Consider the following 22746-nt stretch of genomic DNA (forward strand, 5'->3'; position numbering starts at 1 on the left):
TGTCAGTGACCCATGTCGAGTGTTTCGCCGCGAAGCTCGGCCGGCGTCATGAGCACTTTCATGTCTTCAGTTACTTGCGCCACATCGATGCGAATGCCGGCTTCCATAGCGCGAACGAGATCGGTCCCTTCGGCAAACTCCCGCTCTGACGGCGGCGTCCGCACGACGCGGTCAAGGGCCGCACGACGCCAAGCGTGGATCGGGAGCAACTTGCTGCAATCTGCGTTGGGCAGTGCTGCGGCATCACGCCTGATATCGGTGAGCGTGCCGACGCGGCTGCCTTCCAGCGGATGGACGATGCGGTTCGGATTCCAGTTCACCGCCACCTTGGTGATATCGCTATTTTCCAATTCGCCCGTTGCAAGCGGCGTGACCAGTGTGGCAATGCCCACGTCGCTTGTCGCCAGTGCATACATCAAGGCCTGCAAATAATGCGGCAGCAACCCTTCCATATCATCAGCCACAGCGACGATAATGTCGTGTGTATAGAAGCGGTCGAAACGATTGACCGTTGCTGCAATTCGTTCGGCACCCGAGCTTGAACGATAATTGTGGGTACGGGCAAATGTGACCGGATCGGTCCTAACTGTGTAGGCGCCTGCGGCGGCGGCTGCCTCGGCTCCCGCTTCGTCGATGCTATCCACGACGACCGAGCCGAGCTCGGAGCTGGCTGCCAGTTTATAAGCTTTCACCAGTGATGACTGGCGGTCGGCCTCGCTACGAGGTTGGGCCGAGGCGTTGGCGCTGGCGATTCCAAGTTCGGAAGCGACCACAATTAGCGGATTGAAGATCATCGAACGATTCTGTTCTGTTTGGGGAAACATTTCGGAAATCCTAACCAATGCGCGTTGTGTCGGAGAGGGGGGCGCTCCCCCTTCTCCGACCGTTTCATATCAAGACAGCGGTCCGTCACTTCGTCGGATAGCCGAAAATGCCTTCGTGATGGAACTCACCAGGACGATAACCGGCAACGGCTTCTTCCATGTGCTCCATTTTGGTGAAGACCACCGGCCCGTCCTTGGTTACAAGCACGTTCTCCTCCAGACGACAGGTCTGCTGAAGCCCCGGGTGACCAGCAAAGGTCTCGATCGCAAAGTACATGTTCTCTTTGATTTCGGCGGGGTATTTCATCGAGTATGCCCGGCTCATCCACATACCTTCGTAGAGGGTCAAACCGATTGAGTGGGCAAATTGCTGAAGCGTGACCGTGCCGTATTTGTCATCGTCGTATTGCGGGAACTGGGACGCAACATCCGCCGAGGTCATGCCGGGACGCAAATTCGCCAGACCCGCATACATCGAGTCGTAGGTCTCGCGATAGAGATCGATCTCTAGCTGCGACATCTTCGCGGCGCATTTGAATGTGCGGACAAAGTCGATGAAATAGCCACCAGGGCCCACAGCGTTGATGTCGATGATGATCAGGTCGCCCTGTTGGACAATCTTGTCGGTGGCCCAGCGTCGGTAGGGGCTGGTGTTGCCACCGGATGCGACGATGATGTCATAGATGATTTCGCAGCCGCGCGAGAGCATGAACTCATGAACCTTGGCTTCGATCTGACGCTCGGTGATGCCGGGTTTCAGCCACTCGTGCTTGACGTGCCACATGGCGGCGTCGCCGATCGAGGCCGACATCTTCAACTGCTCGATCTCATCGACGGTCTTGATCACGCGGGCGCGCGACATGGCCGGCCATGCGCTGACGATCTTGAGGCCGGCTTTTTCCATGGCGTGCATCGACGGCATGTCCAGCGTATCAACACCGATCTTTTCTTTTTCGACACCGTGTTCCTTGAGAACATCCACCACCGTGGCGACCATCTTGTCAGACATTTCGCCGATCGCGCCTTCGGACCATTGCCAAGTCATCGCGGGGCGGACCCGGTCGCCCATCCAGGGCAAATCAAGGCTGGCATTGACCATGTCGGAACCGGCCGTTTCAAACAGCACCGGCTCGCCTCCGCGCGGCAGTACTGCGTAGCGGATGTTGATGTTGTATTTCCAGTTGCCCTGATAGGAACCGGTGATGTAGCGGATATTGGCGCCGGCAAACAATAGCATCGCGCCGAGATCATCGGCCTCCATTTCGGCACGCGCACGCGCCAAACGCTCTCCGCGAAGCCGTTCATGATCGACGCGATACTGCCAGTCGGTGTTGTTTTGGCTAAACAGGCGCCGCGGATTGTTGTGGTGCTGCTCTTGAATGAAACTCTCATCCAGCGAATAGCCGCCCCAAGGTTTTTGCGAATTCATGCTGCGCTCCTTTTGTTGCAGATTTGACTAACCCCAGACAGGTCCCGTTTCCAGAAATCGGTAATTTAAATACCGAATATAGAGAGTTCGTGTCCTGCGGAGATGTCCTTGATTTTGTTAACGTTTTCTGATGACCAACTGCCCTACTGATCCCTGGGTGGGAGCTTCGGTATCGTTCTCGAACTGTCGTTCAATCTATCAGGTGGGGAAAATTTGGCGCAAGATCATCAATGGCTTTTGGATATGCTAAATAGTCATTTCGGTAGGGGGAATTGGCATTTCCCCTCTATCCCCGACGGACATATCTTCTCCGGGCCGCGGATGCGTTCGACGGTAACCAAAGGGCTTGGCTGAACATGGCGCAGGCGCACTTTGGCTTGGATAGCTATGAATTGGATGGAGTCGATCAAATGAAACTATGTCGTTTTGGGTCAGTAGGAAAAGAGAAGCCCGGCCTCATTCTTCCGGGAGGTCACCGCATCGACGTATCCGAATTCGGGGCAGACTATGACGAGGCTTTTTTCGAAAGCGGCGGTCTTGAACGTCTGGCTGCCTGGGCCGAGAAAAACGCCGATAGCGCTCCGTTGGTGGGCGATGATGTTCGTGTCGGACCGGCCATTTGTCGGCCCAGCAAGATCGTCTGTATCGGCCTCAATTTCTCTGACCACGCGATCGAAGCGGGCATGGATATTCCCGAAGAGCCGGTCGTGTTCCTGAAATCCACCACGGCGTTTTGTGGCGTCAATGATAACGTTCTCATCCCACCCGGAAGTAAGAAGACGGACTGGGAAATCGAGCTGGCCGTGGTTATCGGAAAAAAGGCCACGCATATTGATGAAGACGTGGCGATGGATCACGTCGCCGGCTACGCCATGCTCAACGATTACTCAGAGCGTAACTACCAGATCGAACGCGGCGGCCAGTGGACCAAAGGAAAGAGCTATGACAGCTTTGCCCCGTTCGGACCGTTCATGGCGACGCCGGACGAGATTGAGGATATCAACAACCTTGCCATGCATCTTTCGGTAAACGACGAAACCAAGCAAACCGGGTCGACTGCGAATTATATTTTTCGCATCCCGACAGTGATCAGCTATCTCAGCCAAATGATGACGCTGCTGCCGGGTGATATTATCTCAACAGGTACGCCTCCGGGTGTCGGGCTTGGCATGAACCCCCCCCAATTCCTCAATCCGGGCGACACCATCGAATGGACAATCGACCGCTTGGGCACAGCAAGACAGGTTGCCGTCGCAAACTGATACCAACGACAATCAGAGACCCGTCACCTTGGTGTGACGGGTTTTTCTGGTTGATAGCCCATCTTCAGATAGTCGAAACGCGTTAGGTCGGCAAACGAACATCCCCGCACAACGGAGCACGCAGGTCAGGCCATGGTCATGTCGTCGTAATTGACGGGGGCTTCGAGCCCGCTCATCGGCTGGATCGAAAGCGCGCGCGTCAGTTCCACCTGCAGGATATCCGCAAACCCCTCGGCGCCCTGGCTCAGTGGCCGGGACGCGTGTTGGATTCGCATATATTCGACCGTTAGAGGCGGGTCTGCCAAGGGCATCACGCGCCGCCGCGCCCCGTCAAGATCCGGAAGGCACAAGATTCCCGGCAAGATCGACACCCAGTCCGACTCTGCCACAAGGCCAAGTGTACCATGCATGGTGTTCAGCTGCAGACGGTTGCTTACCTCAATGTTGTTCTGGCTCAGATAGCGCTCGATCCGGTTGCGGCGGGCGTTACCCATCCCAGGAAGCACCAGCTTCAGCGCTGGCAGATCCGCCATCCGAACACCCTGAGGCCCGATGGGCAATTCCTGCTCTCCAGAACACATAGTGCAATCGCGGGCGCACACGAGGCATTCGCGGTCATTGCCCATGTGCGAAACAACCAGCATATCGCCCATATCGAAAGAGGCCGGAACGACGGCAAAGTCCAGCCGCCCTTCCCTGACATCATTTGCAAGCGCACCGGAATAGCCCTCTGAGATGGACAACCGCACCTCGGGAAAAGTCTCGGAGAAGCGCAACAAGGCCGGCGTCAGAACGGCGCGCGTAAAGGTTGGCATCAGGCCGATGCAGATATGTCCCGTCACTGATTTCGAAAGCGATCGGATCCGGTCTTCGGCGCGGTACGCTGCCGCGAGCACTTTCACTGCTTCCTTGTAAAACGACCTCCCCGTTTCGGTCGGAGTAACACCAGACGAGCTGCGGGTGAAAAGGGTAACACCATAGCGTTTCTCGAACTGGCCCACGTGCATTGACAGGCCGGATTGCGTGGCGTTCACCTTCTCCGCCGCGGCCGAGAATGAACCCTGTTCATAAACGGCCACGAAGTAACGCAGCTGCTGAAGCTTCATGTCAAGCCATCCAGTTTTCTTCTATCCATCACAGCTTAGGATTAATTTTCTTGATGAATCAACCAAGCATTCTCTTTGCAAAGCAGTGAACAGCGAAGGATGAAAGGTTTCGATTCAATCGACCCGATAGCGATCAGACAAGCTCCCGGTTCCCGCAAATCATAGGTCAGGCGTGCCGCATTTAGATGCAAAACCCGACCTCTCAGATATCCGCCAAACGGACCGCTTGCCCCGTCTCCGCCGAGCGTTCGATGGCTTCGAGCACCTCAATGTTGTGCACCATCTCGCGGGGGGTGAAGGGATAGGGCGCCTCGCCCATCGCGGCGCGGGCAAAGGCTTCGATGTTGGCGGTTACGCTGTCTTCCCAATCAAAGCTCTGCTGTTGCAGGTCCTTTCCCGTCTCTGCCGTCATCACGCGCACATTGCCGCCCGGAGTGTCGGGGTGGCTGTCGTTGAGTACCTCGATCCACTGATCAGTGCCAAAGACATGCATGCGAATGAAATGCGGTGTGTGCAGTACCGCGCTGAAGGTGGCGGTCATGCCCGCCTCGAACTTCATCTGGACCGTAACAACATCGCCGGTTTCCCAGCCAAGCGAGCGGTCGGAGGTGAAGGCATGCAGGCTTTCGACCGGGCCGAAGAACGAAATCATCAGGTCCGACAGATGGATGCCCGTGGCAGTCATACTGGCTGCCGGGCAGACGTCCTTGCGGGTACGCCAATCGTTGGCAGGCACATTGATCAGCTTGTCATGGCTGAAGGCGGCCTCGGCGTGCATGATTGTTCCCAACGCGCCCTTTTTGATCTGCTCGCGCAGCAGAACCATTGCCGGCTCAAACCGGCGCTCCTGACCGATGCCAAGCTGTACTCCGGCGTCTTCACAGGCTTTCATGGCGTTGCGTGCGCTCTGCGCCGTCAGCGTAAGCGGCTTCTCGCAAAAGACATGCTTGCCCGCAGCGGCAACCATGCGGATCTGTTCTTCGTGCACGGTGTTGGGTGTCGTGAGGATCACCGCGTCAATATCATCACGCGCAAGCGCCACATCAAAATCAGGCCATACCTCCAAACCACGGCTCTTGATTTCCGCATGGGCGGTGGTCGAGCGCTTGATGATCCCGGCAATCTTCAACCAGGGGTGGTCCTGCAGGCGCGTCACGATGTGTTTGCCCCACCATCCATAGCCTGCCACAGCAACCGTAAAACCCCTGGTTGTCATATTGTCGTCCCCTTCAGATCGCCCGACGCGATCCTCGTTCGTATCGCCTCTTTGTTTGGCCCGATCCTACCGGGCGATCTGCCACAACAGCAATTGATCTAAATGTATGTCGTCTATTAGAAAATTTGATAGTCTAGGCCGCAAAGCGACGCGTAACCGCTTGGCAGGCTATGGCGTCTTGAAGTCGCCGCTTGGTGGCGCGTAAATCCTGTCGGTCCTAAATCTGCAAGCGTCGAGGCGCGCACCCTCTGCGACCCTCAAAGGCGCGTTCGTCCTGTCGACGGATACAGCCGTGGTACACACCATCTCTTTGTCGCCGATGTTCCGGCAGGTTCCGCGCGCAACACTTCTTTGGCAATCAACAACCCGTCGGGTCTGGGCCTTAGCCCAGAACCTCAGGGTTAATCGGGTAGATCGGGCGCTTGCCTTGCAGCACCGCTGCGACATCCTGGGCGCATTTTGTCTGTAGATCCAAAAGCGCATCTTCCGAATAGAAGCCGGTATGCGGGGTCAGAATGACGTTATCCCGCCCCAATAGTGCCGAGTTTTCAGGCAACGGTTCGACAGCAACCACGTCCAGACCTGCGCCACCGATCCGGCCTGAATCAAGGGCCTTAACAAGGTCATCGGTGTCAACCAACGGACCGCGGGCGGTGTTGATCAGCAATGCACCCGGCTTCAGCTTTCCGAATGCCGCAGCATTCAAAAGGCCGGTGGTTGCCGGCGTCAACGGCGCGTGCAGGGAAACATAGTCAGAGCGGCCAAGGAGATCGTCAAATTCGACGCGTTCGACACCTGCCGCCGTAACCACTTCGTCGGAAATGTAAGGGTCAGAGACAATGACGTTTAGCCCGAACGCTTTTGCTTTCTGTGCCACCAGACGCGGGATATTGCCAAACCCGACAAGCCCCATCGTTCGCCCGCGCAAACGGTGCAACGGCACCACCGCCGGCATCTCCCATCGGCCGGATTGAACCAATGCATTGGACTGGCTGGTCTTGCGCGCCAGATCGAGAAGCAGGGCCATCGTGTGGTCTGAAACCTCGTCAAAGCAGTAGTCGGGGACATAGGTGACAACGATGCCCGCCGCAGTCGCGGCGGCAATGTCGATATTGTCCACTCCAATTCCGAAACGGCCGATAACCTTGCATTTTTTCATGCCCTGGATGACTTCGGCAGTGATCTTTCCATAGGTGACAAACAGCCCATCAGCCTCGGCTGCAACCGCCAGGATCGCCTCTGGCGTCGGCTTTTCAGCGGTATGCATTTCAGCGCCAACACTGGCCATTGCCTGTCGGGCCGGTTCCAAATCAGGAAAGACCGTGTCAGCAATTGCAACGATTTTTTTGGCCATTTATACGCCCCTTTTGAAAATTGTGCGTTCGTGATCCGGCGCCCGCTTGGCTGACATCGGCTTTCATCGCGGACGATACGTGCTTCGCTCGGCGATAATAAATTCAAAAGAAAAATGGCCGCATGACCATTCGTCATACCCACCGGAGTCATGCGGATTGATTGTCAGCAGGATGACAACTGCTGTGACAAACCCAAGGCTGTGCCAAGCTACGCTCACACGCAACTTAGGTAAGTGTCTAATTTTACTGGGTTTGTAGTGGTGCCGCTGAGAGGACTCGAACCTCCGACCCCATCATTACGAATGACGTGCTCTACCAGCTGAGCTACAGCGGCACAGGAATCCTGTCCTGTGGGACGGGGCTATAGCACCGCGCTCTACGCTCGAAAAGTGCTATTTTTCGACCCGTTCAGGCGCCGGTTCGATCAGGACATCTTCGGCGTCCACTATCACTGCGTCCTCTGGCTCTTCGACGGCCTCTTTGGCTTCCAAATCATCATCCACGGGCTTGTCCGAACGGTCTTCGATGGCGCCCACGATCAGAGGCAGCATTTCGGTGCCCGACGGCATCGCCACATCCTGTTGCGGCGGGGTGGTCCAGCTGAGGGTATCGAACGCGCCGCAATTAACACAGACCGGCACCCATTCGCCATGGATGTGATGACAATTGTCGCACACCCATTGCGGGCCACGCGGCGCAGTCAGGGCGCGCGCCAGCCAACCTTTTACCACGGCGTCGGATTTGCCTTCGCCGCGTTCGATCGCGGCCATGATGGTAAACACCCGCGCATCCGGATCGGTCTCGATCAGATCGCCCAGCTCGCGCTTGGCCTGCGGGAAATCCTCGGCGGCAATGTTGAGTTCCGCCAGAAGCAGGCGGGTCTCGCGGTGGTTGGGTTGCAGCTTGGTCAGCGCACGAAAGCGTTTGAGCCGCGCAGCGGGGGTTTCATCCGGTTCGATTTCGGCAAAAACGGCGGCAAGATCAGGATGCGGGCGCGCATCCCAGGCTTTTTTCAGAAGGCGGGCCGCCGGGCGCGGTTTACCCTCTGCGATATAGCTGCGCGCGGCCATCGCTGCGGCCGGGATCAGATCAGGCGACAGCTTGTTGGCCTCGATCGCGGCTTCGCGGGCCTCAACAGACGCGCCCTCGGCAATCACCTCTTTCGCCTCGGAAAGCGCCAGAACAGCCGTGCGGCGCTTATGCACATCGCGCGGCAAAGTGCCGTTACGCAGCTTGGCCTGAAGCGTTTCGCGCGCGCCTTTCCAATCGGCCTTGCCCGCTTGCAGTTTCAGTAAGACATCTTGGGTTTCTGCATGAGACGGTTTCAGCGCAAAAGCGGTCTTGGCCAATTTCAGCGCGGTATCGGTATCACCCGCATCAAGCTTTTGCTTCATGATGCCGCGCACGCCGACAAAACGCGTGCTGTCATGCCCCAACAAGCGCTTGTAAACCTCTTCGGCCTTGCTCTTGTCGCCCGCCATTTCGGCGGCCTGCGCGGTCAGCAGGCTGGTGAGTTCGGGCTTTTTGAGGAGTTTCTCGGCCTTTGCGGCCTTGGCCAGGGCCACGCGGCCCTCGCCCGACGCCAGCGCAAGCATGCCTTCGGAAAATGCCTCCAATCCCTTCTTTTCGCGATTGCGGTCGAAATAGCGCGAAATCGCCGTTTCGTCGCCGTTGAGAAAATGAAACGCTGCTATCGAGAACTGCAACAGCTTGAGAAACAGCCACACCGCCAACACCAGAAGCACCAGCGCCACAACAGTCATCAGCGGCGTAAGGTTATATTCCTGACCGGCAAAGGCGATGCGCACACCGCCGTCGGTTTCCAAAAGATAGCCCGCGCCCAGCGTCGCAGCAGCAACGAGAACAACAAACAGGATAATCTTGATAAGCGACCAGAGCATTTTGTTATCCTCGGCTTCAGTTCAATTCAGATGCCAAAGCATCGGCGGCCTTGAGCGCGGCTGCGCGCGTTGCGGCAAGCGACAGCCACTCGGACATTTCGGCACGGGCGTCTTCCGGCAGGGCATCAAGTTCGGTGATGGCGGCATCGAGACGGCCTTCGTTCATCGCCGCTTCGGCGCGGCTGAGCACGGCATCGGGGTCATCGCCTTCGCGCGGTTCAAGCGAACGCGCGCCAAGTTGGGTCTTGAGGAAGGCACCCAAACCGCCGCCGTCCTCGCTTTTTCGCGCCACCGCCAAAGCGGCGCGGGCGGCTTCGGGGAAAGCTTGTGCCAATTGGCTGCGCGAGGCGACACCCTCAGCGGCCACGCGCGACAATCCGGGCGGCAGGTCAATCCCGGCGTCCTGCAAAGTCGCGGCGGCATCTGCAAAACCCTCGCCGGAATCAAGCGCGCTCAGGATCCGGCCAAGTGCGGCGCGCTGCAATGCCTGTTGCGCCACCTTCTCGGCGTTGGCCTCTTTCTCGGCGGCAATGGCTGCGATCTCTTCAACCTCGGCGCGTTGGGCGGCCATGGCCTCCTGCAGGGCCTTCAATTCACGCTCATAGGCGGCGACGGCGGCGGGCGATGCGCCCTCGGTAATCGGGCGTTTTTCCAGATCGGTCAGGCGGGTTTCAAACGCGTCGAGCCGCGCATTGGCGCCGTTGATCTGTTCACTCAGCTCATCAATACGTGACTGCGCCCCCGCGATATCGGCTTGCAGCGGCGAAAAATCGGGGGCCTTGCCCGCCTCGGCCTGTAGATCGGCCAGCGCCTTGGATTGCGCCTCAAGCTGGGCGGTAACATCGGCCTCGAACGTGCCATCGTCGGCACCGGGCCACGGCCAACCTTCGGGCAGAACATAGCGCGCAGCACCAAAGCCGATGGCGGCAGCAGCAACTCCGCCGAGAAGCATTGGAAAGAAGCCGCCCTTGCGGATCACCACCGGTTCGGGCGTCACAACCGGAAGCGGCGTTGGCGTCTCTTCTGCGTCACTAACGGTGTCGGTTTCCTCAGCCGGATCCTCGTCAGAGGAGGCTTCGGGCGTGTCCTCGGACGGTTCAGGGTTCGCATGCGGTTGATCATCCGTCGCTTGCGCGTCGGCCTCTGCCTCGTCCGGTATGCTCAAATCCTCTTGGGGCGCGGGCGCGTCGTCCTGCGTGTCGGCCCCATCTTCCTTATTGATTTCAGCTATGTCTTCGGCCTCTGTTTCGGGGGTCTCGTTCTTCTTGCGCTTATCTGCCACTTGATATGCCTTTCCCGAATCCTTTTTTGCCGCCAATACGCAGCAAGCCCGATCTTACTTGGCCCCCGGGCCACCCTCAAGGCGTAGCGCTGCGTTAAACAGTCTCGTCGTTGCCGCAAGCATTGCGTCAGCATCGGGGCGAGATGCAATTTCAACCTGCGCCAGCTTCAAATGCGCCAACTCGTCGCCAACCGCAATACTCATCACCGCGGCAAAAACCGGGGCGGAACCGGCGCCGTCGCCCGTGTATGCACTGGCAAACTGCGCCGCCGTGCGCGGCGAGAAAAGGGGAACGATCACAACAGTTTCACCCCTAAACAGCGCTTTGGCCTCGTCCGACAGATCGCAACTGTCTTGCGAATAGACCACTTCGGCGCCGGTCGGACGGCCCGCCGCGCTCAGCCTTCCGGCCACATCGCCGCGCGCATGTGCGCCGCGATAGTGCTGAAACGGGCCTTGATCACCGCTTGCCAACATCATCGCAATCAGCGATTCCGCGTCGCCCTCGGCGGCGCGCGGCGTGAAACCCGCCGCCTCGGCCGCCTGGGCCGTCGCCTCGCCCACGCACCAGCAAGGGCCGTTGGCATTTCCACCAGACCTGAGAAACCCCTCAACCCCGTTGCGCGACGTGAAAATCGGCGTAGCGTCGGGGTTGGCGAAAGTTGCCTGCTGAAAGCCGATCCTTAGCAGCGGGGAATAGACGATTCTCACCTCGCCCAAACGCGCGCGCAACGCATCGGCGGTCTCTGCGGCGCCGGGGGCAGGCCGGGTTAGAAGGATCGTGGGCATGATGCCTGCCATATTGTTATCGGGCATGCTCCAGTGTTACCTGCGACCCAGTGGCCTTGCAACGGGGCCTTGAAACGGAAAGACCATGGGCGACGATCTGACCATTCTCGGACTTGAAAGCAGCTGTGACGATACTGCCGCAGCGGTGGTGCGCGGGCGACCGGGTGCGGCCAAGGTGCTGTCTTCGGTCGTGATGGGGCAAGGCACGCTGCACGAAGCCTTTGGTGGCGTGGTGCCGGAAATCGCCGCGCGCGCCCATGCCGAGCGGATCGATATTTGCGTAATTGAGGCTCTAACAAAGGCCAATTTGGCTCTGAGTAACATCGACGCAGTCGCCGTGACCGCCGGGCCGGGGCTGATTGGCGGGGTGCTGTCGGGGGTGATGTGCGCCAAGGGAATCGCCGCCGGAGCGGGGCTTCCTCTGATTGGCGTCAATCATCTGGCGGGCCATGCGCTGACCCCGCGCCTGACGGATCAAATCGAGTTTCCCTATCTCATGTTGCTGGTCTCGGGCGGGCATTGCCAGTTCCTGCAGGTCAATTCCTATCGCGAGTTCTCGCGACTGGGCGGCACGATTGACGACGCGCCCGGTGAGGCGTTTGACAAGACAGCGCGGCTTCTCGGTCTGCCGCAACCCGGCGGGCCATCGGTTCAGGCCGAAGCGGCGGGCGGCGATGCCAAACGCTTCCGCTTTCCGCGACCCTTGCTTGATCGTCCCGGATGCGATCTGTCGTTTTCCGGGCTAAAAACTGCTTTGCTCAGAACCCGCGATGCTCTGGTCGATGAACAGGCCGGGCTGACCACGCAAGACCGCGCCGACCTCTGCGCCTCGTTTCAGGCGGCGGTTGTCGATGTTCTGGCGGAAAAGACATCGCGCGCGCTGGCGATTTATCTTGAAGCAGAGCCGCAACACCCGGTTCTGGCGGTGGCTGGTGGGGTGGCGGCGAATACCGCCATTCGGGCAAGGTTAGAGACTGTTGCGCGCGAATTCGGGGTGACGTTTACCGCGCCACCGCTGGCGCTTTGCACGGATAACGCGGCGATGATCGCCTATGCGGGCCTTGAACGGTTTGCGCATGGCGAACAAGACGACATGAGCCTCGCGGCGCGGCCACGCTGGCCACTGGACGAAACCCGCCCGGCGCTTCTGGGGTCGGGACGCAAGGGAGCCAAGGCATGATTACTGTGATGGGCGCAGGGGCGTTTGGCACCGCATTGGCCGTATCATTGGCCCGCAATGGCAAGCCGGTGCGGCTTTGGGCGCATGACCCGTGCCATGTGGCCGAGATGCGCGAGACACGGGAAAATGCCCGGCGTCTTCCGGGAATCACGCTCGATCCTGCCATTGATGTGGTGGCAACGCTGGACGATCTGCCGCCCGGCGGCGTGATCCTCGTCGCGGTTCCGATGCAAACGCTGCGCAGTGTTCTGACAGCGCAGGCCGCTGCGTTACAGGGTCACACGCTGGTGGCGTGCTGCAAGGGTATGGATCTGACCACGCATCTTGGCCCGGTGCAAACCATCCGCGACCATGTTCCGGGGGCGACGGCGGCCATCCTGACCGGGCCCAGCTTTGCCGCCGACATTGCGCGCGGCTTGCCGACCGCTTTGACCCTGGCCTGCGCGGATGACGCCACCGGGTTAACGCTACAACAGGCTCTAACAACGCCTAACTTGCGGATTTATCGCACCAGCGACACCACCGGGGCCGAGCTTGGTGGGGCGCTGAAAAACGTGATCGCGATTGCATGTGGCGTGGTGATGGGGGCCAAATTGGGCGAGAGCGCGCGCGCCGCCCTGATGACGCGCGGGTATGCCGAGATGCAGCGCATGGCGCTGGCTCTGGGTGCGCAGGCCGAAACATTGGCCGGGCTGTCAGGGTTTGGTGATCTGGCGCTGACCTGCACCTCGGAAGGGTCGCGCAATTTCCGCTATGGCCTAAGCCTCGGGCGCAGTGAAAGTTTTGACAAGACCGTGACCGTCGAAGGCGCCGCGACCGCCCATGCCGCCAAGGATCGCGCCCGCACGCTTGGCCTTGAAATGCCAATTACCGCCGCCGTGACCGATTTGATCGACGCAAAGCTTGACGTGCGCCAAGCGATGGAGATGCTCTTGGCGCGACCATTAAAGGAAGAATAGATGTTGATTGCCCTGATTGCGCGCGACAAACCCGGCGCGCTTGAAATTCGTAAGGAAAACCGCGCCGCCCATCTGGCCTATCTCAACGCCTCTGGTGTGGCGGTGTTTCAGGCCGGACCTCTGCTCGACGATGCCGGCGGAATGGCCGGATCGCTGATCGTGCTCGATATGCCCGACATGGCAACGGCAGAAAGCTGGGCGGCCAATGATCCTTATGCCAAGGCCGGGCTGTTTGCGTCGGTCGAGCTGATCCAGTGGAACAAGGTGATCGGGTAATGCGCTATTGGCTGTTCAAATCCGAACCCAACACATGGGGTTGGGATGATCAGGTGAACAAAGGCGACGCGGGCGAAGAATGGGACGGCGTGCGCAACTATCAGGCGCGCAATTTCATGCGCGAGATGAAGATCGGCGATCTCGGCTTTTTCTATCACTCGATGAAGGAAAAATCGGTGGTCGGGATTGTCGAAGTGATTGCCGAGGCCCACCCCGACAGCACCACCGACGATCCGCGTTGGGAGTGTGTGGACATCAAGGCGGTTCGCCCGGTGAAACGCCCGGTAACGCTGGATCAGATCAAAGCCGATCCGCGGCTTGCCGATATGGTTCTTGTGAAAAACTCGCGCCTGTCGGTGCAGCCGGTAAGCAGTGAAGAATGGCGCATCGTCTGCGATCTGGCCGGGATTTCGCCATGAACGCGCCGAGCCGTTCAATGGATTCGGAAAAATAAACGGAGGGCCGGGCAGCCAGCCTGAACCCTCCGTTTCCCCACGTGCTCCCTACTCACCACACGCGATCGTAAAACTGGGTCCGGCCATCCTGGCGCGGTGATCAGAAGCTAGCGCAAAGCCCGCCATCGGGCAAATCCCAAGTGTTTCGAATATGCTTCAAATGAAAAACGCCCGGGGCAATACCACCGGGCGCCTAATTTTTTGACCTGCCGGTTCGATCAGCTATAAACCGATTCTTTGCCGAAATGCTTGACCAGCATGTAATAGACAACGGCGCGATACTTGTTGCGCTCCGAGCGGCCATAGGTTTCAAGCACCGAATTGATCGCTTCCATCAGATTGGGACCGTCGGCGAGACCCAACTTCTTGATCAGGAAATTGTTCTTGACCGTTTCCAGCTCGCTTTCCTGCCCCGCCGCCACGGTCGAAGCGTCACTGTTATAAATCGCCGGACCACAACCGATGGTCACTTTCGTCAGAAGCGCCATGTCCGGCGTCATGCCGCATTTGCTCTCCAGATCTTCTGCATATCTTGCGATCAACTCGTCGCGCTTACCCATGAATATTCTCCCACCTGTCTGGCGTTTCCGCCTGTTAAAATAGCTCCCGTTGGCGCTTAGCGAAGACTAACGCCAGTTTTAGCGGTCACAAAGGGAAAACTTGGGCGTCTTTCCCCGCAGCGTCAATAGGCCCTGCGGGACGAAATATCGCCCCTTTAATTTGCAGAAATCGCCACGCCCGAACAGCAAAACGCCGCCCAGAAGGGACGGCGTTTCGTATTCGCGGAATTTCCACGTCTCAGTAGCGGTAATGCTCGGGCTTGAACGGGCCGTCCGGGCTGACGCCGATATAGTCGGCCTGCTCCTGGCTCAGCTTGCTCAGCTTCACCCCGATCCGATCAAGATGCAGCCGGGCGACCTTCTCATCGAGATGCTTGGGCAGAACGAAAACCTCGTTCTTATAGGCGTCGCCCTTGGTCCAGAGTTCGATCTGGGCCAGCACCTGGTTGGTAAAGCTGGCCGACATCACGAAACTGGGGTGACCCGTGGCATTGCCGAGGTTCAACAGGCGGCCTTCGGACAGAAGAATGATGCGATTGCCCGAGGGCATTTCGATCATGTCCACCTGGTCCTTGATGTTGGTCCATTTGTGGTTCTTCAGGGCGGCAACCTGAATTTCGTTGTCGAAATGGCCGATATTACCGACAATCGCCATATCCTTCATCTCGCGCATATGCTCGATGCGGATGATGTCCTTGTTGCCAGTGGTGGTGATAAAGATATCCGCCGAAGAGACCGCATCTTCCAGCGGCAAGACCTCGAACCCGTCCATCGCCGCCTGCAGCGCACAGATCGGGTCGACCTCGGTCACTTTCACCCGGGCACCAGCACCCAGCAGCGAAGCAGCGCAGCCCTTGCCCACGTCACCATAACCGCAGACAACGGCAACCTTACCGGCCATCATCGTATCGGTGGCGCGGCGGATGCCATCAACCAGAGACTCCTTGCAGCCGTATTTATTATCGAACTTCGATTTAGTCACACTGTCGTTCACGTTGATCGCCGGGAAGGGCAGATGGCCCTTTTCCATCAACTGATAGAGACGATGCACGCCGGTGGTGGTTTCTTCCGAAACACCCTTGATCAAGTGGCGCTGTTTGGTGAACCAACCGGGAGTTTCGGCCATACGTTTCTTGATCTGCTTGAAGAAGAAGATCTCTTCTTCGCTCTGCGGATTTTCGATCAGGTCGGTTTCGCCCTCTTCGACGCGCGCGCCGATCAGGATATACATCGTCGCGTCGCCGCCATCGTCAAGGATCAGGTTACAGCCGCCCTCTTTGAACATGAAGATACGGTCGGCATAGTCCCAGTATTCTTCCAGGGTTTCGCCCTTGATGGCAAATACCGGCGTGCCGCCAGCAGCAATCGCGGCGGCTGCGTGATCCTGGGTCGAAAAGATGTTGCAGCTGGCCCAGCGAACATCAGCGCCCAGCGCGACAAGCGTTTCGATCAAAACGGCGGTCTGGATCGTCATGTGCAGCGATCCGGCAATCCGGGCACCCTTGAGCGGTTGGCTTGTGCCGTATTCCTCGCGCAGGGCCATCAGACCCGGCATTTCGGTCTCGGCGATGGCGATTTCCTTGCGGCCAAATTCGGCGAGGGAAATATCTCTTACAATAAAGTCTGCGGACATGTTGCGGCTTCCATGGGTTTTCTTGTTTCACGGAGGCCGTAACATCTTAGCTGCGGGTCCACAATATTTCTGAACCCGATTGCCCAAGAGCGTTTCGAGATAAACTTGAATCACGAGTTTGTTTTGAGACGCCCACAAGATGGATGTGTTGCACGGCGTTTCCAGTTAACCCCGTCTCAGGTTTAAGTGGAAACGCTTTAGCTTGCGGTATCCTTGCGCAGGGCGTCGTTGGTCTGGGCATACCAATCGGTGCCGGTCGCCACGATACAGCTCATGCCCTGGGCATTGGTCAACATGACGGTAAACGTGCCGGTCTCGGGCGATGCCCAGACCTCGACAAGCGTCGTCTTGTTGGCGCTGCTGTTAAACCCGCCCGCGGTCAGTTGCTCGGAATAGTTTTCTTGCAGGCGCGTCACCACCTGGTCACGCGACGCGCAGTTTTCGGCGGCATGCGCCGGAATGGCCGTTGCCACGGCCCCGATAGCCAACCCAAGGGCGATTAAACGTTTTAACATTGCCTTCCCCTTCCTTCTTCTCGTTAGAGGTGGAAGGGACGCCGCTGGAGGAACAAAAGACCGGCGCCCCCTCGAATATAAAGGATCGGGATTGATGCGTCGGCCTCTCATTTCGGGTCGATCACATCACCCTTGGCAGCTGGTGATCCGAACTCGATCATCTTGAACCGCCAATGTGGTGATGGCGTGCCTTAATTGTGTCGGAAATGCGGCACGACAGGGGCGGGGCCAAAAAGCAACACATTTTCGCCCGCCATGTGACGTCCCGAGGCATGTGGGAAGCATCGGCAAATTTTGCGAATTCAAAACCACAGCGAAACGCTATAGGCAGAAGGTGAATCGATTGGGAGAGGTTTGATGAAACAACCCCGCGCCTGGCAACGCATGCTCTCGGGGCGCCGCCTTGATTTGCTCGATCCCACCCCGATGGATATCGAGATAGAAGACATCGCTCATGGGCTGGCCTTTGTGGCGCGCTGGAACGGGCAGACGCATGGCGATTGGCCCTATTCCGTGGCCGAGCATTCACTGCTGGTTGAGACGATTTTCGCAAGGTTAGAGCCGAATTCACCCGCGAAATGGCGGCTGGCGGCGCTGCTTCATGATGCGCCCGAATATGTGATCGGTGACATGATCTCGCCGGTCAAGGCAGCGGTCGGGCCGGCCTATGGCGCGCTTGATGATCGCCTGACTGCGGCGGTCCATATCCGTTTTGGCCTACCCGCCGCCGTGCCGATCAAGATCAAACGCCAGATCAAGCGAGCCGACCGCGTTTCGGCCTGGATGGAGGCGGTGCAGATCGCAGGCTTTACCGTGGCCGAAGCCGACAGGTTCTTTGGCGCGCCCGATCCGGCGCTGACCGAAGGGCTGGATATCCACCTGCGCCCGCCGGTGGAGGTGCGCAGTGATTTCACCGCGCGTCACGATGCGCTTCTGGCCGGGATGACCCCCTGAGATGATCCACATTCGACGCGCCGGGCCACTTGATGCGCGCGCCATGGCGGATCTTCTCAATAGCATCATCGCGCAAGGCGGCACGACCGCGATAACAGAGCCTGCTACGGCCCAGAAGCTTCAAGCTTGGATGCAATCACAGGCCGACAAGAGCGCCTGGCACCTTGCGGAAGGCGAGGACGGAGTGCTGCTCGGGTTTCAGTTTTTCGCGCCGCGCGACGGCCTGCCGCCCGAGGCCTGCAATATCGCCACATTCGTGCAGGTTGGCCAAACCGGGCTCGGCATCGGATCGCGCCTGTTTGAGGCATCGCGCACCGCCGCGCGTGCGCTGGGATATGCGTGGATCAACGCCACGATCCGCGCCGATAATTCCGGCGGGCTGGCCTATTATCAAAGTCGGGGATTCGAAGACTGGGCGCGCGACGATCACGTGCGTCTCGCCAATGGTCTGATCGTGTCAAAAATCTCAAAACGCTACGATCTGCGCTGACTCTGCGCGCGGTGCGTTAGGATTCGCGGGCCACGTGCATTTGCAATCCGACGGCAGCCGAGAGTCAGACAGGATGGCAGCCGGAAGTCATACGGCTAAAAACTTGGGTGATTCGAGTGTTAACGCGGGCTGCGCTTGGCCAGAATGCGCTGCAAGGTTCGCCGGTGCATGTTCAGCCGCCGCGCAGTTTCGCTGACATTGCGATCACACAATTCATAGACCCGCTGGATATGTTCCCAGCGCACCCGATCCGCGCTCATTGGGTTGTCGGGTGGGGGTGGTAACTCACCCTCAACCGCCAAAAGCGCGTTGGTGATGTCACGCGCGTCTGCCGGTTTTGACAGATAATCCGTGGCGCCGATCTTGACCGCCGCAACCGCTGTGGCAATGGCGCCATAGCCCGTAAGCACAACGATCCGGCTGTCGGGTCGTTTTTCTCGCAGAATTTCAACCACATCCAGCCCATTGCCGTCTTCGAGCCTGAGATCGCAGACCGCATAAGCGGGCGGGGTTGCTGTGACAATCGCCTTGCCAGCCGTCACGGAAGACGCTGGAAGTACATCGAAACCGCGCTTTTCCATGGCCTTGGTCAAGCGCCGCAGAAACGGCTCATCGTCATCCATGATGAGAAGCGTTTTATCCTCACCGATATCGGTGCTTTCATCGGCCAAGCTCGGGCCCTCCCCATGCGCGCGAATGTCATCATGCGCTTTTAGCCCGGAGGTAGGCCAGCGTCAAACAAAGCTGTCATTGTGCCGGTAAGTCAGCGAGCGTCGAGAAAACATCCGATCTGATCAGCCATGGCGTCCGGGGTGACATCACGGCGGAAAAATTCGATCAAACCTTCGCCGGGGAACATCAGATAGGACATGGTTGTATGGTCGACGAGATAGAATTCCTCGTTACCTTCCTCGGGCTCATGGCGTTTGAAATAAGTGCGATATGCCTTGCTGGCCGCGCTAACCTGTTCTTCGCTGCCGGTAAGGCCCAGCATGCGGGGATGCAGATTGTCGGTAAAATCGCGCATCACTTCGGGCGTGTCGCGGGCGGGATCAATCGAGATGAATACCGGCTTCACCATCTTACCGCGCTCTTCCAGAATCTCGATCGCTTCGGCGTTGCGTGCATTATCGAGCGGGCAAACATCGGGACAGAAGGTATAGCCAAAGTAGATCAGGGCCGGTTCGTCAATCACCTGTTCGTCTGTCACCGTCTCGCCGTTTTCATCGACCAACGTGAAGGGGCCACCGATCGTGGGACCGCCGGCGACCTGACTCGTACGGCATTGCGCATATTTTTCGCCGCTGTCGACACCAAAGACCGTGTAGCCGACCAACCCGAGAGTCGCCATCACGAGCACCACGATAGCACCCCACGCATAAAACTTGGTCATCACCTACTCCTTCAATCGAATCCAACCCGCCATTGATCGACGCCTGCGTCACATCTAACAATCAACACCAGCGATGCAACCAGAGACAGGCGCGTATATGACTGATACCTATCTTGGCCTGATCGGCCGACGTCAACGCGGCAATTGGATCCGGCTTCGCACGCTGATCTGGTTACGCTGGACGGCCATCGCCGGGCAAATCACCGCGCTTTTGATTGCGCAAACCTATTATCGGCTCAATCTTGAAATCGGATATTGCTATGTGGTGATTGGCCTTGCGGTCATTGCCAACCTTGTGGCGATGTTCATCTTTCCCAAGAACAGGCGCCTGACCGAGCGGGAAAACCTGCTGATGGTTCTGTTTGACCTCATTCAGCTTTGCGCCTTGCTGTTTCTCACCGGGGGGCTGCACAATCCGTTTTCGCTGCTGATCGTGGGGCCGGTCACGGTGTCAGCGTCGGCCCTCACGCTACGCAGCACGGTGTTTCTGGGGGCAAGCGCAATCTTGTTCGTGTCGCTGTTGGCGGTGTTTCACCTGCCGTTGCGAACGCAAGAAGGCTTTATTCTTCGGATTGCGGATTTGTTCGTGTTCGGCAATTGGATTGCCATTGTTATCGCAGTTGTGTTTCTGGCTGTTTATGCCCGCTGGATCGCATCGGAAGTGCATTCGATGTCGGACGCGCTGCAAGCCACGCAGATGGCGTTGGCGCGTGAACAGAAGTTGACGGATCTTGGCGGCGTGGTCGCGGCGGCCGCACACGAATTGGGCACACCACTGGCAACGATCAAGCTGGCCTCGTCCGAATTGATCGATGATTTGGCCGACAGGCCCGAATTGCTCGAAGATGTGACGCTGATCAATCAGGAGGTGGATCGTTGCCGCGATATCCTGCGCTCGATGGGCCGAGCGGGAAAGGAAGACCTCTATATGCGGCAGGCGCCGCTGACAACGGTGGTCGAGGAAGCGGCAAGCCCGCATCTTGATCGCGGCAAAGCCCTGCATTTTGAAACCATGTCGGATCTAGGTGGCGAACTCGCTCAACCTTTGATCCTGCGCCGTCCCGAGATCGTACATGGGCTGCGCAACCTGATCCAGAATGCCGTGGATTTTGCCTGTGCCAATGTCTGGATCGAATCCAGTTGGACCGCAGAGCGTATTACCGTGCGGGTGCAGGACGACGGACCGGGATTTCCGCCGCATGTGATCGGACGTATAGGCGACCCCTTCATGCGTGATCGGCGCAGCGCTTCAGAGCGCGCAGTGCGGCCGGCCTATGAAGGTATGGGGCTGGGTTTGTTTATTGCCAAGACGCTGTTGGAACGCAGCGGTGCAGAGTTGAGTTTTGTTAATACAACGATCTCACTGCGTGCTGATGTCCCCCACCCCGAGCGTTGCGGCGCGCTTGTCGTGGTGAGCTGGCCGATGAACAAGATCGACGCACGCTTTGGCGAGAACAGAATTCCGCACGGTAAGAACCCGACAATTCAGGCCTAGGCCGGTTTATCTCACCAACCCAACCTTTTGTTTACCTTCTGTTAAGAGTTTCACGGCAGATTAAAACCGGGGGTTGAGCGGCTCTTCGCTTGCGGGATGGTTGGGTTGGATCTGATTTATTACTTCGCACTAGTCGGGGTTTGCCTTGGGCTTGCGGTTCTGGCGCTCTGGCTGGTTGGCAGACCTAACCGGCGCGACAACGTCAGGTCTGCACCTGTTGACAGCGTGCATTTCCTGCTCGTGGGCAATGACATCGTGCAGATGACCGAACTGGCGCAGCGCGTTCTGATCGAGGCCGGATCGCTCCATGGTCGGAACTGGCGCCATCTCTATCGCGCATTCAACACGCGGTTTCGTGGTCTGCCAAAGACCGCAGAAGCGGCCTGTGCCCTGGCCCCGGCCAGAATTCCGGCGCACGCGGAAAATGACGAGGCTTATCTGACGCTTGAGTTGGTTCGTGGCCATCTGCGCCTGGGTCTAGAGGATAGTGTCCGCGCCACGCTGGCCGACCGGCATCTGCGCATTCATCATGGCTTTTCTCTCGACAGATTTGGTTCAGCAGCACATCTCTATCCCTACCCTGTCTGGCTGACCTCGAATAGCGGCACGCTCGACTGGGCCAATGCCGCCTATCATGCCTTGCGCCCCGCCGGCCCGGCCGAACCGGGCGAAACACCCCTGCCGGAATTGGAATTGCAAATGCAGGACGGTGCGATGTCGCGCACCGAGCGGTTGATGATTGCCGATGGGGGCGAAGGCAAGCCACGCTGGTTCAATGTCACCAAAACGATTTCGTCTGATGGCGGCAGCCTCAACTATGCCAGCGATATCGACAAGGTAATCGAGGCCGAGATCGCCCAGCGCAAATTCGTTCAGACACTGACGAAGACCTTTGCCCAACTCTCTACCGGGCTGGCGATTTTCGACCGCGAACGGCAACTGGCGCTGTTCAACCCGGCATTGATCGATCTTCTGGCGCTGCCGGCAGATTTTCTATCGTCGCGCCCCACGTTGGTCTCGTTTTTCGATCGTTTGCGCGAAACCAGGATGATGCCTGAGCCCAAGAATTACTCCAACTGGCGTCAGCAAATTGCTGAATTGGTCATCGCCTCGGTTGACGGGCGGTTCCAGGAAACATGGACCCTGCCATCGGGGCTGACCTATCGCGTGACCGGGCGGCCACACCCCGATGGCGCCATTGCACTTCTGTTCGAGGATATCAGCGCCGAGATATCACTGACCCGTCGGTTCCGCGCACAGCTCAACCTCGGGCAGGCTGTAATTGACACGCTGGACGAAGCGATCGCCGTGTTTTCGACCACGGGCATTCTGACCAACTCGAACAGAGCTTACCGTCACCTCTGGAAGTCCGACCCCGACACCAGTTTTGCCGAGGTTTCGATGCGCGATGCGCTACGCCAATGGCAAAGCATGGCATGCTCTAGCCCTTTTTGGGTACGACTGCGCGACTATATGACCGATCACGGCGACCGAACGGAATGGTTCGGCGATGTCCCCATGAAGGACGGCACCACATTGGAATGCCGGGTCTCGCCTTTGACTGGCGGGGCGACACTGGTGGGTTTTCGGCCATACCGGGCGCCAGAAACGAACAGGCCGCTTGTCAGCGAAGGCAGCGAAACCGGCTGAAGCCTACGAATGCCGCTTGCAG

General features: G+C 58.5%; 22 protein-coding genes and 1 tRNA gene. 9 read left to right on the forward strand and 14 right to left on the reverse strand.

Annotated features, from left to right (window positions below):
- Positions 1-2: 2 nt before the first annotated feature.
- Positions 3-824 (reverse strand): hypothetical protein, encoded by an 822-nt coding sequence (locus LZG00_00105; GenBank protein MCF3592401.1) that lies wholly within the window; start codon positions 822-824, stop codon positions 3-5.
- Between the two features lie 85 nt (positions 825-909).
- Positions 910-2253 carry a Xaa-Pro peptidase family protein gene (locus tag LZG00_00110; protein ID MCF3592402.1) on the reverse strand — a complete coding sequence of 448 codons (1344 nt, stop codon included), beginning with the start codon at positions 2251-2253 and terminating at the stop codon, positions 910-912.
- 410 nt (positions 2254-2663) lie between these two features.
- On the opposite strand from LZG00_00110, the gene LZG00_00115 reads away from it, so the two are divergent.
- Positions 2664-3515 carry a fumarylacetoacetate hydrolase family protein gene (locus tag LZG00_00115; GenBank protein MCF3592403.1) on the forward strand — a complete coding sequence of 284 codons (852 nt, stop codon included), beginning with the start codon at positions 2664-2666 and terminating at the stop codon, positions 3513-3515.
- 125 nt (positions 3516-3640) lie between these two features.
- On the opposite strand, the gene LZG00_00120 is transcribed toward LZG00_00115, so the two are convergent.
- The 7 genes from LZG00_00120 to LZG00_00150 all read right to left on the reverse strand — a co-directional run bounded on the left by LZG00_00120 (position 3641) and on the right by LZG00_00150 (position 11191).
- Positions 3641-4621 carry a LysR family transcriptional regulator gene (locus LZG00_00120; GenBank protein ID MCF3592404.1) on the reverse strand — a complete coding sequence of 327 codons (981 nt, stop codon included), beginning with the start codon at positions 4619-4621 and terminating at the stop codon, positions 3641-3643.
- Positions 4622-4823: 202 nt separating this feature from the next.
- Positions 4824-5837, reverse strand: coding sequence for a Gfo/Idh/MocA family oxidoreductase (locus LZG00_00125; protein MCF3592405.1), 1014 nt, complete (start codon positions 5835-5837; stop codon positions 4824-4826).
- Positions 5838-6219: 382 nt separating this feature from the next.
- Entirely contained in the window at positions 6220-7191 is a 972-nt protein-coding gene (locus LZG00_00130) for a C-terminal binding protein (GenBank protein MCF3592406.1), read from the reverse strand.
- A gap of 259 nt (positions 7192-7450) precedes the next feature.
- A tRNA-Thr gene (locus LZG00_00135) sits at positions 7451-7526 on the reverse strand.
- Positions 7527-7584: 58 nt separating this feature from the next.
- Positions 7585-9093 carry a tetratricopeptide repeat protein gene (locus tag LZG00_00140; protein ID MCF3592407.1) on the reverse strand — a complete coding sequence of 503 codons (1509 nt, stop codon included), beginning with the start codon at positions 9091-9093 and terminating at the stop codon, positions 7585-7587.
- A gap of 16 nt (positions 9094-9109) precedes the next feature.
- Positions 9110-10375, reverse strand: a complete 1266-nt coding sequence (locus LZG00_00145) for a hypothetical protein (GenBank protein MCF3592408.1) — start codon at positions 10373-10375, stop codon at positions 9110-9112.
- 54 nt (positions 10376-10429) lie between these two features.
- A complete protein-coding gene (locus LZG00_00150) occupies positions 10430-11191 on the reverse strand; it encodes a uroporphyrinogen-III synthase (protein ID MCF3592409.1) in 762 nt (253 codons plus the stop codon).
- 58 nt (positions 11192-11249) lie between these two features.
- On the opposite strand from LZG00_00150, the gene tsaD reads away from it, so the two are divergent.
- The 4 genes from tsaD to LZG00_00170 are packed head-to-tail and all read left to right on the forward strand — an operon-like array spanning position 11250 to position 13998.
- On the forward strand, positions 11250-12344 hold the full coding sequence (gene tsaD, locus LZG00_00155; protein ID MCF3592410.1) for a tRNA (adenosine(37)-N6)-threonylcarbamoyltransferase complex transferase subunit TsaD: 1095 nt from the start codon (positions 11250-11252) through the stop codon (positions 12342-12344).
- A complete protein-coding gene (locus LZG00_00160) occupies positions 12341-13303 on the forward strand; it encodes an NAD(P)-dependent glycerol-3-phosphate dehydrogenase (protein MCF3592411.1) in 963 nt (320 codons plus the stop codon). The genes tsaD and LZG00_00160 overlap by 4 nt, the downstream gene beginning before the upstream one ends.
- Positions 13304-13579, forward strand: coding sequence for a YciI family protein (locus LZG00_00165; GenBank protein ID MCF3592412.1), 276 nt, complete (start codon positions 13304-13306; stop codon positions 13577-13579). It abuts the gene before it with no gap.
- A complete protein-coding gene (locus tag LZG00_00170; protein MCF3592413.1) occupies positions 13579-13998 on the forward strand; it encodes an EVE domain-containing protein in 420 nt (139 codons plus the stop codon). Before LZG00_00165 ends, LZG00_00170 begins: the two co-directional genes overlap by 1 nt.
- Positions 13999-14252: 254 nt before the next feature.
- Here LZG00_00170 and LZG00_00175 read toward each other — a convergent pair whose 3' ends face one another.
- The 3 genes from LZG00_00175 to LZG00_00185 form a co-directional block, all read right to left on the reverse strand.
- Complete coding sequence (locus LZG00_00175) at positions 14253-14594, reverse strand: DUF2853 family protein (GenBank protein ID MCF3592414.1); 342 nt, start codon at positions 14592-14594, stop codon at positions 14253-14255.
- A 238-nt stretch (positions 14595-14832) separates the two neighbouring features.
- Positions 14833-16227, reverse strand: a complete 1395-nt coding sequence (gene ahcY / locus LZG00_00180) for an adenosylhomocysteinase (GenBank protein ID MCF3592415.1) — start codon at positions 16225-16227, stop codon at positions 14833-14835.
- 197 nt (positions 16228-16424) lie between these two features.
- Complete coding sequence (locus LZG00_00185; protein MCF3592416.1) at positions 16425-16742, reverse strand: hypothetical protein; 318 nt, start codon at positions 16740-16742, stop codon at positions 16425-16427.
- 357 nt (positions 16743-17099) lie between these two features.
- Between LZG00_00185 and LZG00_00190 the strand changes: the two genes are divergently transcribed.
- A complete protein-coding gene (locus LZG00_00190; GenBank protein ID MCF3592417.1) occupies positions 17100-17696 on the forward strand; it encodes an HD family hydrolase in 597 nt (198 codons plus the stop codon).
- 1 nt (position 17697) lies between these two features.
- Entirely contained in the window at positions 17698-18186 is a 489-nt protein-coding gene (locus LZG00_00195) for a GNAT family N-acetyltransferase (GenBank protein MCF3592418.1), read from the forward strand.
- 119 nt (positions 18187-18305) lie between these two features.
- Here the strand turns inward: LZG00_00195 and LZG00_00200 are convergent, their stop codons facing one another.
- Together LZG00_00200 and LZG00_00205 are read right to left on the reverse strand one after the other, a co-directional pair.
- A complete protein-coding gene (locus LZG00_00200; GenBank protein ID MCF3592419.1) occupies positions 18306-18857 on the reverse strand; it encodes an ActR/PrrA/RegA family redox response regulator transcription factor in 552 nt (183 codons plus the stop codon).
- 92 nt (positions 18858-18949) lie between these two features.
- A complete protein-coding gene (locus LZG00_00205; protein ID MCF3592420.1) occupies positions 18950-19579 on the reverse strand; it encodes an SCO family protein in 630 nt (209 codons plus the stop codon).
- A 97-nt stretch (positions 19580-19676) separates the two neighbouring features.
- On the opposite strand from LZG00_00205, the gene LZG00_00210 reads away from it, so the two are divergent.
- Entirely contained in the window at positions 19677-21074 is a 1398-nt protein-coding gene (locus tag LZG00_00210; protein MCF3592421.1) for an ActS/PrrB/RegB family redox-sensitive histidine kinase, read from the forward strand.
- A 105-nt stretch (positions 21075-21179) separates the two neighbouring features.
- The gene (locus LZG00_00215; protein ID MCF3592422.1) at positions 21180-22724 is read left to right on the forward strand and encodes a PAS-domain containing protein; all 1545 of its coding nucleotides are present in this window, start codon (positions 21180-21182) and stop codon (positions 22722-22724) included.
- Positions 22725-22746: the final 22 nt, after the last annotated feature.

Source organism: Rhodobacteraceae bacterium LMO-JJ12, assembly GCA_021555075.1.
Taxonomy (GTDB): Bacteria; Pseudomonadota; Alphaproteobacteria; order Rhodobacterales; family Rhodobacteraceae; genus JAKGBX01.

What these genes read in the sequence shown, in the direction of transcription:
- LZG00_00105 (MCF3592401.1), bottom strand. Translation starts at nt 824, where the DNA reads ATGTTTCCCCAAACAGAACAGAATCGTTCGATGATCTTCAATCCGCTA.
- LZG00_00195 (MCF3592418.1), top strand. Translation starts at nt 17,698, where the DNA reads ATGATCCACATTCGACGCGCCGGGCCACTTGATGCGCGCGCCATGGCG.
- LZG00_00175 (MCF3592414.1), bottom strand. Translation starts at nt 14,594, where the DNA reads ATGGGTAAGCGCGACGAGTTGATCGCAAGATATGCAGAAGATCTGGAG.
- LZG00_00170 (MCF3592413.1), top strand. Translation starts at nt 13,579, where the DNA reads ATGCGCTATTGGCTGTTCAAATCCGAACCCAACACATGGGGTTGGGAT.
- LZG00_00120 (MCF3592404.1), bottom strand. Translation starts at nt 4,621, where the DNA reads ATGAAGCTTCAGCAGCTGCGTTACTTCGTGGCCGTTTATGAACAGGGT.
- ahcY (MCF3592415.1), bottom strand. Translation starts at nt 16,227, where the DNA reads ATGTCCGCAGACTTTATTGTAAGAGATATTTCCCTCGCCGAATTTGGC.
- LZG00_00110 (MCF3592402.1), bottom strand. Translation starts at nt 2,253, where the DNA reads ATGAATTCGCAAAAACCTTGGGGCGGCTATTCGCTGGATGAGAGTTTC.
- LZG00_00210 (MCF3592421.1), top strand. Translation starts at nt 19,677, where the DNA reads ATGACTGATACCTATCTTGGCCTGATCGGCCGACGTCAACGCGGCAAT.
- LZG00_00125 (MCF3592405.1), bottom strand. Translation starts at nt 5,837, where the DNA reads ATGACAACCAGGGGTTTTACGGTTGCTGTGGCAGGCTATGGATGGTGG.
- LZG00_00115 (MCF3592403.1), top strand. Translation starts at nt 2,664, where the DNA reads ATGAAACTATGTCGTTTTGGGTCAGTAGGAAAAGAGAAGCCCGGCCTC.
- LZG00_00140 (MCF3592407.1), bottom strand. Translation starts at nt 9,093, where the DNA reads ATGCTCTGGTCGCTTATCAAGATTATCCTGTTTGTTGTTCTCGTTGCT.
- LZG00_00205 (MCF3592420.1), bottom strand. Translation starts at nt 19,579, where the DNA reads ATGACCAAGTTTTATGCGTGGGGTGCTATCGTGGTGCTCGTGATGGCG.
- LZG00_00185 (MCF3592416.1), bottom strand. Translation starts at nt 16,742, where the DNA reads ATGTTAAAACGTTTAATCGCCCTTGGGTTGGCTATCGGGGCCGTGGCA.
- LZG00_00150 (MCF3592409.1), bottom strand. Translation starts at nt 11,191, where the DNA reads ATGCCCGATAACAATATGGCAGGCATCATGCCCACGATCCTTCTAACC.
- tsaD (MCF3592410.1), top strand. Translation starts at nt 11,250, where the DNA reads ATGGGCGACGATCTGACCATTCTCGGACTTGAAAGCAGCTGTGACGAT.
- LZG00_00160 (MCF3592411.1), top strand. Translation starts at nt 12,341, where the DNA reads ATGATTACTGTGATGGGCGCAGGGGCGTTTGGCACCGCATTGGCCGTA.
- LZG00_00130 (MCF3592406.1), bottom strand. Translation starts at nt 7,191, where the DNA reads ATGGCCAAAAAAATCGTTGCAATTGCTGACACGGTCTTTCCTGATTTG.
- LZG00_00165 (MCF3592412.1), top strand. Translation starts at nt 13,304, where the DNA reads ATGTTGATTGCCCTGATTGCGCGCGACAAACCCGGCGCGCTTGAAATT.
- LZG00_00190 (MCF3592417.1), top strand. Translation starts at nt 17,100, where the DNA reads ATGAAACAACCCCGCGCCTGGCAACGCATGCTCTCGGGGCGCCGCCTT.